10 protein-coding genes are annotated in these 9,837 nt (G+C 62.9%); all 10 read left to right on the forward strand.

Translation table 11 applies throughout. From position 1 onward, the window contains the following. Positions 1–10: 10 nt before the first annotated feature. The 10 genes from miaB to Q1V57_RS00050 all read left to right on the forward strand — a co-directional run bounded on the left by miaB (position 11) and on the right by Q1V57_RS00050 (position 9,616). A complete protein-coding gene (gene miaB / locus Q1V57_RS00005) occupies positions 11–1,381 on the forward strand; it encodes a tRNA (N6-isopentenyl adenosine(37)-C2)-methylthiotransferase MiaB (protein ID WP_300526748.1) in 1,371 nt (456 codons plus the stop codon). Further along, a complete protein-coding gene (locus Q1V57_RS00010) occupies positions 1,378–2,406 on the forward strand; it encodes a PhoH family protein (RefSeq protein WP_300526739.1) in 1,029 nt (342 codons plus the stop codon). Before miaB ends, Q1V57_RS00010 begins: the two co-directional genes overlap by 4 nt. Next, positions 2,403–2,885: an rRNA maturation RNase YbeY gene (gene ybeY, locus Q1V57_RS00015; protein ID WP_300526740.1), complete on the forward strand. Its 483-nt coding sequence runs from the start codon at positions 2,403–2,405 to the stop codon at positions 2,883–2,885. Before Q1V57_RS00010 ends, ybeY begins: the two co-directional genes overlap by 4 nt. Continuing rightward, positions 2,882–3,742, forward strand: coding sequence for a hemolysin family protein (locus Q1V57_RS00020; RefSeq protein ID WP_300526741.1), 861 nt, complete (start codon positions 2,882–2,884; stop codon positions 3,740–3,742). The genes ybeY and Q1V57_RS00020 overlap by 4 nt, the downstream gene beginning before the upstream one ends. Beyond that, positions 3,742–5,349, forward strand: a complete 1,608-nt coding sequence (gene lnt, locus Q1V57_RS00025) for an apolipoprotein N-acyltransferase (RefSeq protein ID WP_300526742.1) — start codon at positions 3,742–3,744, stop codon at positions 5,347–5,349. Before Q1V57_RS00020 ends, lnt begins: the two co-directional genes overlap by 1 nt. Positions 5,350–5,508: 159 nt before the next feature. After that, complete coding sequence (locus Q1V57_RS00030) at positions 5,509–5,850, forward strand: helix-turn-helix transcriptional regulator (RefSeq protein WP_366145040.1); 342 nt, start codon at positions 5,509–5,511, stop codon at positions 5,848–5,850. Positions 5,851–5,898: 48 nt separating this feature from the next. Further along, positions 5,899–6,600: a tRNA (guanosine(46)-N7)-methyltransferase TrmB gene (gene trmB, locus Q1V57_RS00035; RefSeq protein ID WP_300526744.1), complete on the forward strand. Its 702-nt coding sequence runs from the start codon at positions 5,899–5,901 to the stop codon at positions 6,598–6,600. A 119-nt stretch (positions 6,601–6,719) separates the two neighbouring features. Next, positions 6,720–7,256 (forward strand): ribosome maturation factor RimP, encoded by a 537-nt coding sequence (rimP, locus tag Q1V57_RS00040; RefSeq protein ID WP_300526745.1) that lies wholly within the window; start codon positions 6,720–6,722, stop codon positions 7,254–7,256. Positions 7,257–7,287: 31 nt separating this feature from the next. After that, positions 7,288–9,009, forward strand: a complete 1,722-nt coding sequence (nusA, locus tag Q1V57_RS00045; RefSeq protein ID WP_300526746.1) for a transcription termination factor NusA — start codon at positions 7,288–7,290, stop codon at positions 9,007–9,009. Then, positions 8,972–9,616 (forward strand): RNA-binding protein, encoded by a 645-nt coding sequence (locus Q1V57_RS00050; RefSeq protein ID WP_300526747.1) that lies wholly within the window; start codon positions 8,972–8,974, stop codon positions 9,614–9,616. The genes nusA and Q1V57_RS00050 overlap by 38 nt, the downstream gene beginning before the upstream one ends. The last annotated feature ends 221 nt before the right edge of the window (positions 9,617–9,837 follow it).

Genomic DNA, 9,837 nt, shown 5'->3' on the forward strand with positions numbered 1-9,837 from the left:
ATGGTTATCGATGAGCTCGACGCGTAAACGCCTCTATATCAAGACCTATGGCTGCCAGATGAATGTCTATGATTCCGAACGGATGAAGGATGTTCTGCACCCGCTCGGCTATGAGCCGTCGGAGGCGCCGGACGGGGCGGATCTCGTTATCCTCAACACCTGCCATATCCGCGAGAAAGCGGCCGAGAAGGTCTATTCCGAGCTGGGCCGTCTGCGTCCGCTGAAGGAAGCCAAGGCGGATGAGGGCGGTATGACGATCGCCGTGGCCGGCTGTGTTGCCCAGGCTGAGGGCGCGGAAATCATGAAGCGCGCACCCGTGGTCGACCTCGTGGTCGGGCCGCAGACCTACCACAAACTGCCCGAGCTGATTGCCAAGACGCATCGCGAACGCGGCGAGGCGCTGGACACCGAATTCGAGGTCGAGGACAAGTTCGACCAGCTCGGCAATGACCGCCAGGTTGAAGGCTATACCGCCTTTGTCACCGTCCAGGAGGGTTGCGACAAATTCTGTACCTTCTGCGTTGTGCCCTACACTCGCGGTGCGGAATGGTCGCGCCCGGTCGACCAGATCGTCGCCGAAGTACGTGCACTGGCGGCCAAGGGTATTCGCGAGGTCACCCTTTTGGGCCAGAACGTCAATGCCTATCACGGCGCCGCTCCGGCCGGCCGCGAGGATGAAGGCACGTGGGGTCTGGGCCAGCTCGTCCGTCATCTGGCGCTGATCGGCGGTATCGAGCGCATCCGCTTTACCACCAGCCATCCGCGCGACATGGATGATGATCTCATCCAGGCCTTCGCCGATACGCCCAAGCTGATGCCGTATTTCCACCTGCCGGTGCAGGCCGGGTCGGACAAGATCCTCAAGGCGATGAACCGTCAGCACACGGCTGAGGAATATCTCGCCATCATCGAGAAGCTGCGCGCGGCGCGGCCCGATATTGCCATTTCCGGCGATATGATCGTCGGCTTCCCGGGTGAGACGGACAAGGATTTCGAAGCGACGATGGAGCTGGTCCGCCAGGTCAATTACGCCTCCTGTTTCTCCTTCAAGTATTCCAAGCGCCCCGGCACGCCGGGCGCGGCCATGTTCAACCAGATTGACGAGGCCGTGAAAGGCGAGCGCCTGCAGGCGCTTCAGGCGCTGCTCAATGAACAGCAGATCGCTTTCAATGAGAGCCAGATCGGCAAACAGCTTCCGGTCCTGTTTGAAAAGCCGGGCCGGATGGCCGGTCAGCTGCATGGCCGCAGTCCCTATCTCCAGGCCGTTCATGTCGAAGCGCCGGAAAGCCTGCTCGGCGAAATCGCTATGGTCGAGATTGAGGGGGCCAGCCGCAATGCCCTGACCGGGCGGCTGGTAACATCGGAGCAAAGCGCCGCGTGAGCACGCCCAAAACGCCCGCGCGCAAACGCGCCGCCAAGCCTCGCCGCCAGGCTTCGGAAACCCTGCATTTCAATGACGTGGATCGCGTCCGGGCCCTTGCGGGTGCCGGCGACCGTTTCCTCATCCTGATCGAGGAGGAGCTCGATGTGCGCCTCAGCGCGCCCGGCGGCGGTCAGATTGTTATCAGTGCGGATGCGCCCGATGCCCGCGAAGAGGCCAAGCGCGTGCTCAAACGGCTCTATGCCAGCCTCGAGCATGGCCTGACCTGTGATGAGGCGGCCGTGCGGGCCGCGCTGCGCAGCCGCGAGGACGAGGTGGAGGGCGCCGAAGATGATGGCGTGATCCGCGTGCCGCGCGGGTCCAGCCTGATTGCGCGGACCGAAGGCCAGCGCACCTATGTGCGTTCGCTCAAGAATACGCGCAAATATGATCTCATTTTCGGTGTCGGCCCGGCCGGGACCGGCAAGACCTTGCTCGCCGTGGCCTATGGCGCCTCGCTCCTGGTTCAGCGCAAGGTGGAAAAACTGATCATCACCCGGCCCGCCGTTGAGGCCGGAGAGAAGCTCGGCTTCCTGCCCGGTGATCTGACCGAGAAAGTCGACCCCTATCTCCTGCCGGTCTGGGATGCGCTGGCCGATACGCTGGGGCGCTCACAGCTGGAAAAAATGCGCGAGGACGGGCGCATCGAGGTGGCACCGATCGCCTTCATGCGCGGTCGCACGCTCAATCGCGCCTTCATCGTCGTCGATGAAGCCCAGAACACCTCGAAAGCGCAGATGCAGATGGTGCTGACGCGGTTGGGTGAAGGCTCGCGCATGGCGGTGACGGGTGATCCGAGCCAGTGCGATCTGCACCCGCGTGACCCGTCCGGTCTGCCGCACGCCTTGTCTATTCTGGCAAAAACCGAGGGAGTCGCTATCGTACGATTCGGCCGCGGTGATGTTGTCAGGCACGATCTGGTTGCCAGAATTGTTGCGGCCTATGAGGAGGATGCCGGCACCTCGCCGGATGCGGAAGCACAATGAACGCGGCCGATCTGATTATCGAGGACGACAGTTGGAGCTGTGTGCGCGGCAAAACCCGGCTGGTTGAAAGCCTGATTTCCGAGGCGTGCAGCCAGATCGCCGGGCCGGATGCCGGCGCCGTGGCGATCCTGTTGACGAGCGACGAGACGGTCGCTGACCTCAATCAGCGCTTCCGCAACAAGTCCGGTCCGACCAATGTCCTCTCCTTCCCGGCGGCCGAGAGCTCCGACAATCATCTGGGCGATATCGCCCTCGCCTGGGGCGTGGTGAAGCGGGAAGCCGACGCGCGGGGCTTGCGGCTCGAGGACCACCTTGCCCATCTCGTCCTGCACGGTTTCCTGCATCTGCAAGGCTTTGACCACCAGGCCGATGATGAAGCCGAGCTGATGGAAGGGCTGGAGATCCGCATTCTGGCTGCGCTCGGCATCGCCAACCCCTATGCCGCTTCTGACACCACACCGGATTCGCAAACAGCATGACTGAACTTCCCAACTCGCACGCCGGATCGATTCCGGGCTGGATCCGCAAGGTCTTCAGCCGTGACAAGGTGTCCGCCGCTCCGGCCCGCCCGGCGGCCCACCCGGCGATTGAGGCCGACGCGCTCGACCGTCTCAGGGTCGCCGATGTGATGGTGCCGCGCGCGGATATTGTTGCTGTCGAGCTCGGTACGTCGCTGGGCGAACTCGCCGCGGTGTTTGCCGAGGCCTCGCATTCGCGCCTGCCGGTATTCCGCGAGACGCTCGATGATCCTGTTTCAATCGTCCACATCAAGGACGTCGTGTCGCGGCTGACGCCCGATGCCAATGGTCAACTGGCCGAGCAATGGGCCGAGGCCGAGGTGCTGCCAGAGATCGGCCGGCCGCTGCTGTTTGCGCCGCCCTCGATGCGGGCGGCCGCCCTGTTGCGCCGCATGCAGGCCCGGCGCCAGCACATGGCTCTGGTGGTCGACGAATATGGCGGCACGGACGGGCTGGTGACGCTGGAGGACCTGCTCGAGCCTATCGTGGGTGATATCGAAGACGAGCATGATGACGGCGAGGTGCAGATGATCCGTGCCCGCGCCCCGGGTGTCTGGGATGTCGACGCCCGTGCCGAGATCGATGATTTCGAACGCATTGTCGGTCAGGATATCGCCACGCCGGAAGAAGATGATGATGTCGACAGCCTGGGGGGGCTGGTTTTCACCCTGGCCGGGCGTATTCCCGAGCGCGGCGAGGTGATCCGCCATGCAACCGGTTATGAATTCGAAGTCCTTGAAGCTGACCCGCGCCGCATCAAGCGCATGCGGGTGCGCTCGATGAAAGCAGCGAAGTCAGAGAAGGGCGCGCGCAGCTAATGCTCGACCGGCGCCTTCAGCCCTGGACCTGGCGCGTTCGCGCCGAGACCCTGACGGGCTGGCGGAGTTGGCTTCTGCTCTGGTTCACCGGCGCCTTGGCATCGCTGGCCATGGCCCCGTTTCATTTCTGGCTACTCCTGGCTCCCGCCTTCGCCATCCTGCTCTGGCAGGTCGACGGTGCGCGCCGGCGCGCTCGCCCCCTGCGCAGCGCCTTCGTGGCCGGTTTTGTCTTCGCCATGGGCTATTTCATGGCCGGGACCTTCTGGGTCGGATTCGCCTTTGCCAATCGTGATGCGGCTTTCATCCCCCTGATCCCGATCGCCTTGCCGGTTTTCGCGTCCATGCTTGCGGTCTTCTGGGGCGGGGCGATGGTGCTTTATGCAGCGATCGCACAAAAGTCGGAATGGCGGGTGCTGGTCTTTGCGGCCAGCCTGGCGCTTTTCGAGTGGCTCCGAGGTCATGTGCTCAGCGGTCTGCCGTGGAACCTGCCCGGCTATGCCTGGGCGGCGGGTGGCCCGGTCAGCCAGACCGCCTCCTGGTTCGGAGTTTATGGTCTGACCCTGCTGACCGTTCTGATCGCTGTTTCACCGGCCATCATGGCGTCGCGCCGGCTCACCAGCCGCCGGGCCATGCCGGCTCTGGCGGGGCTGGCCATCCTGTTCTTGTTGTTTGCGGCCGGGCTGGCCCGATTGTCCGGCCCGCCCATCCCCGATCAGCCGGGCGTGCGCATGCGCATCGTCCAGAGCGCGATTACGCAGCAGGAAAAATGGGCTGATGGCAATCAGCTGATGGTGCGGGAACGCTATCTGAACCTGACGGCAGAGCCGGGCCTGGAGGATGTGACCCATATTCTCTGGCCCGAGGGGGCGCTGCCCTACTACATGCTTGAGCATGGTGGCACGTTGTCACGGATCGGCGAAACCCTGTCCGAGGGCCAGATTCTGATGGCGGGCATCAACCGGCGCGATCAGGCGGAAGCCCCGGTGACTTATCACAATGCCCTTGCCGTGATGAGTTTCGAGAACGGCATTCCGCGTTCGCGCGGCTTGTATGACAAGGTCCGCCTTGTCCCCTTCGGTGAGATTATTCCCTTGTCGGGCCTGTTATCGCTGATCGGGTTTGACGACTTTGCGCGCCTCCAGTTCACCCCGGGACCCGGCGCTGCGGTAATGGATGTTCCCGGCGCTCCGGCGATGATGCCGCTGATCTGCTATGAGGCGATCTTCCCTGGATTTGTGAGTCAGATGGGTGATGAGCGGCCGGGCTGGCTGTTCAACCTCTCCAATGATGCCTGGTTTGGCGATACGTCCGGCCCGGAACAGCATCTCAATCAGGCCCGCTACCGCGCGATCGAGTTCGGATTGCCGATGATTCGCACCGCGTCGCGTGGATTTTCCGGCGTGATTGACCCGTATGGACGCATGCCGGAGCGTATTGCGCCCTCCGATGAGGGGGCTTTTGACGTCAATTTACCGCAAGCGCTGCAATTGACCAGCTATGCACGTTTTGGTGATTATCCTTTCTTTTTTGTGGTTTTAGGGTTATTCATCGGTGTCCTCGTGCAGCAAAGCCGTTTTGTTAGGAAACGAAAACACTCGCAGCCCTGACCTGAAAGTGATTATACTGAAACGCATTGGTTGTGTTATGTTGTCACAATAATTGGCGAGGCCAGGATGCAGGTTGAGCAGATGAGCAAATCGGGTTCCCGGGGACCAAACCCCATCGATATTCACGTCGGGTCTCGGATCAGGCTCCGCCGCCAGTTGATGAAAATGAGCCAGGAAAAACTCGGCGATGAGCTGGGTGTGACCTTCCAGCAGGTGCAGAAATACGAGCGCGGCGCCAACCGCGTCGGTGCCAGCCGCCTATACCGGCTGTCGCGCGTGCTGGAAGTACCGGTCCAGTTCTTTTTCGAGGGTCTGAGTGATCAGGCTCCACTCGCGGCGATGGCGGATAATGATCAGACACCTATCGTCTACGACTTTATCCAGAGCTCGGACGGCGTGTCGCTGGCCGAGAGTTTTTCGCGCATCAAGGATGCCAAGGTCCGGCGACGGGTTCTCGAACTGGTTCGTACGCTCGCAAATGAGCAGGAACTGGCGCACTGACACGCAGACGTGCCGAGCGCTCGCAAAGCCGGTAAACCCCGGCCCATGATGAGCAAGACCCAAGACGATATCAGCGCCCGGCCGGATTTCCGGCTGTTTGGCCGTGCCCAGGGCAAGCCGCTGTCGGCGCGCCAGCAGGCGCTGGTTGATCATGTCCTGCCGCAGATCGATCTGCCGTTGGACGGTGAGATCGATGCGGCCGCCCTGTTGCCGGGCCGTTCGGCGCACATACTGGAAATCGGATTTGGCGGTGGCGAACACCTGGCCGGACAGGCTGAGGCGCACCCCGATTGCGGTTATATCGGCATCGAGCCCTTCCTCAATGGCGTCGCCAAGGCGCTGACCTATCGCGAGGAAAAGGGGCTGGACAATCTCCGCTTACACCGCGGAGATGCGCGCGAAGTCCTGCCGGCTTTCAAAGCGTCCTCGCTGGACCGGATTTTTCTGCTCTTCCCGGACCCCTGGCACAAGAAGCGCCATGCCAAGCGCCGTTTCCTGCAGCCGGCCACCCGCGATGACTTCGCCCGCATCCTCAAGCCGGGCGGTCAGCTGCGCATTGCGACGGATGTGAAATCCTACGCCGATCACTGCATGGCGGAAATGCAGGCCGATGAGCGCTTCAGCTGGCGGGCCAACCGGGCCGATGACTGGCGCTTGCCCCCGGCCGATCACATAACCACCCGCTATGAGAGCAAGAATCTCGGCGATTGCGCGCCGGTGTTTATGGATTGGGTGCGCAACGCTGACTGACCCTTGCAATCCACGCCCCACAGGCGTATAAGCCCTCTCAACACATGTTCGATGGCATTGGATGATGCTTTCGAGCGGTCGCGGGCGCGGCCGCTCTTTTTTGTTTCTCAGGAGCTGGTTTGAAAACCAAGACGCCGCAAGACGACCGCATTCTCGCCCTGGCCGAGCCGATCGCTGAAGATCTCGGTCTGGAGGTGGTGCGTGTGCGCGTGATGTCTGGCAAGAAGCCGCGCCTGCAGATCATGGCCGACCGGCTCGATGAGAGTGGTGTCGATGTCGATGATTGTGCCCGACTGTCCCGTGCCCTGTCGGATGTGTTTGAGGTCGAAGACCCGATCGCCGGTGAGTATGATCTGGAGATCTCCTCGCCCGGCATTGATCGCCCGCTCACCGACCTGCGCCATTTCGCCCGCTGGGAGGGTTTCGACGTCAAGATCGAACTCGACCGTCTGGCCGAGGGCCGCAAGCGCTTCCGTGGTATTCTGGCGGGCGTGGAAGAGAGTGACGTCCTGCTCGACATGGAGGGCGAGGAACACACCACGCTGATCCCGTTCGACTGGATCGCGGAAGCCAAACTGGTTTTGACGGACGCCCTGATTGAGGCGGACTTGAAAGCGCGCGGCAAAGCGCCCGCGCCGACCGAAGGAGACGAATAATGTCGCAACTGATCGCAGCGGAGATCGCACGATGAGCATTGGTGTCAGCCATAACCGGCTGGAATTGCTGCATATCGCCCGGGCGCTGGCGTCCGAGAAGAATATCGATGAGAGCATCGTTATCGAGGCCATCGAGGAAGCGATCCAGAAGGCCGCGCGCTCGCGCTATGGCGCCGAGAACGACATCCGCGCCGTCATCGACCGCAAGACCGGCGAGCTCTCCCTGACGCGCAATATGACGGTCGTGGAAGAGGTCGAGAACGACAACCAGGAACTGAGCCTGGAACACGCCAAGCGCATTGATGCCAATGCCGAGATCGGCACCGTTTTCTCCGACGAGCTGCCGCCGATCGAGTTTGGCCGCGTCGCATCGCAGACCGCGAAACAGGTGATCACGCAAAAAGTCCGTGACGCCGAGCGCCAGCGCCAGTTCGAAGAGTACAAGGATCGTGTCGGCGAGATCGTCAACGGTATCGTCAAGCGCGTCGAATACGGCAATGTCATTGTCGATCTCGGCCGCGCCGAAGGCATTATCCGCCGCGCCGACGGTATTCCGCGCGAGAACCTGCAGAATAACGAACGTGTGCGCGCCTATATCTACGATGTCCGCGAGGAAGTCCGCGGCCCGCAGATTTTCCTCTCGCGTGCGCATCCGGACTTCATGGCCGCCCTGTTCGCGCAGGAAGTGCCGGAAGTCTACGAAGGCATTATCGAAATCCCGTCCGTTGCCCGCGATCCGGGCAGCCGCGCCAAAATCGCGGTGATTTCCAATGACGGCTCCATCGACCCGGTCGGTGCCTGTGTCGGTATGCGCGGTTCGCGCGTGCAGGCGGTCGTGTCCGAGCTGGCTGGCGAGAAGATCGACATCATCCCGTGGTCGGATGAGCCGGCGACCTTCATCGTCAACGCGCTGCAGCCGGCCGAAGTGGCCAAGGTCGTTCTCGACGAGGAAGACCAGCGCATCGAGGTCGTGGTCCCGGACGAGCAGCTCTCGCTTGCCATTGGCCGACGCGGCCAGAATGTGCGCCTGGCCTCGCAGTTGACCGGCTGGTCGATCGACATCCTCACCGAGGAAGAAGAGTCCGAGCGCCGTCAGAAAGAGTTCGCCGAGCGCACCCAGCTCTTCATCGCGGCTCTTGATGTTGACGAGGTGATTGCCCAACTCCTGGCGACGGAAGGTTTCACCGACGTCGAGGAAATCGCCTATGTCGAACTCGGCGAAATCGCCGTGATCGAAGGCTTTGACGACGATACCGCAGAAGAAATCCAGGCCCGTGCCCGGGATTATCTCGAGCGTCTCGCGGCTGAACTGGACGCCAAGCGCAAAGAGCTCGGCGTTGAGGATGCGGTCATGGAGGTCGAGGGTGTTGACCTCGCCATGGCGGTCAAGTTCGGCGAGAACGACGTCAAGACGGTCGACGACCTGGCCGGCCTGGTCGGGGACGACCTGCGCGGCTGGTTCGAGACCAAGAATGGCGAGCGCGTTCGCGAAGCCGGCATTCTGGAAGAGTTCAACCTGTCTTCTGACGATGCCGACATGATGATCATGCGCGCGCGCGTCGCGGCAGGCTGGATCTCGGAAGAGGATCTGCCGCAGCCGGAAGTCGAGGAAGTTGCCGAGGCTGGCGAGGCAGCGGAACTCGATATCGAGAACATGGATCTGGAAGCGTTAGAGGCGGAAGCCGAAGCGCTGGGCCTCGACTTCAACGAAGTCGATGGCGAGCTGGCTGACGAGGAGGATCAGGCTGGTTAAGGCGGCGACACGCCGGGCCGGCGGCCGCGAGCGGACCTGCCTGGCAACCGGCGAGATCAAGCCGGAGGCGGATCTGATCCGCCTCGCCCTGGCACCAGACGGCACTGTGGTGCCGGACATTGCGGCCAAACTGCCCGGGCGCGGCCTTTGGATCACGCCGCAGCGCGATCTGGTCGACACGGCCCGCCGCAAGGGCGGTTTCAACCGCTCGGCGGGACGGGCGGTGACGGTGCCGGAGGATATGGCCGCGCAGATCGAGGCGCGGCTCGCCGACCGGGCGCTGAGCCTTCTGGGCCTGGCGCGACGGTCTGGCCAGCTGGCCGCCGGTTTCGACGCGGCCCGCCTGGCTATCAAGGCGGCCCGGCCGGCCTGGCGCATCGAGGCGTCGGACGGGGCGGCGGACGGGCGCGAGAAGCTGGACCGGCTGACGCGCTCGGCCTGGGGCGACGACATACCGGTCGCCGGTTGTTTCAGTGCCGAGGCGCTCGGTGCGGCAACTGGACGGGACCATCTGGTCCACGCCGTTCTCGGCGCTGGATCGCAAAGTGCGGCCTTTGCCGCGACCATGCGGAAGCTCTCGGGCTTTCGCGCGATAAACGAGTTCTGATCCGCGGCTGTGCCGGGGATCAAAGCAGCGGTTGAATCCGGAGGCCAGCTGGGTAGTTTAGCCAGCCTTCACGCCGGGTGCCCTGCGACTGAAGAGTGCGGCTTCGTGGTGATCGGCTACCGCGGGGAAACGTGAAACGAAAGCCGAATTGGAAGGCTCGTATGAGCGACGCAGACGATAATAAGCCCTCTGGCCGCCGGCCGCTTTCGCTGAACCGTTCC

The organism is Maricaulis sp. (assembly GCF_030149425.1).
GTDB lineage: Bacteria > Pseudomonadota > Alphaproteobacteria > Caulobacterales > Maricaulaceae > Maricaulis.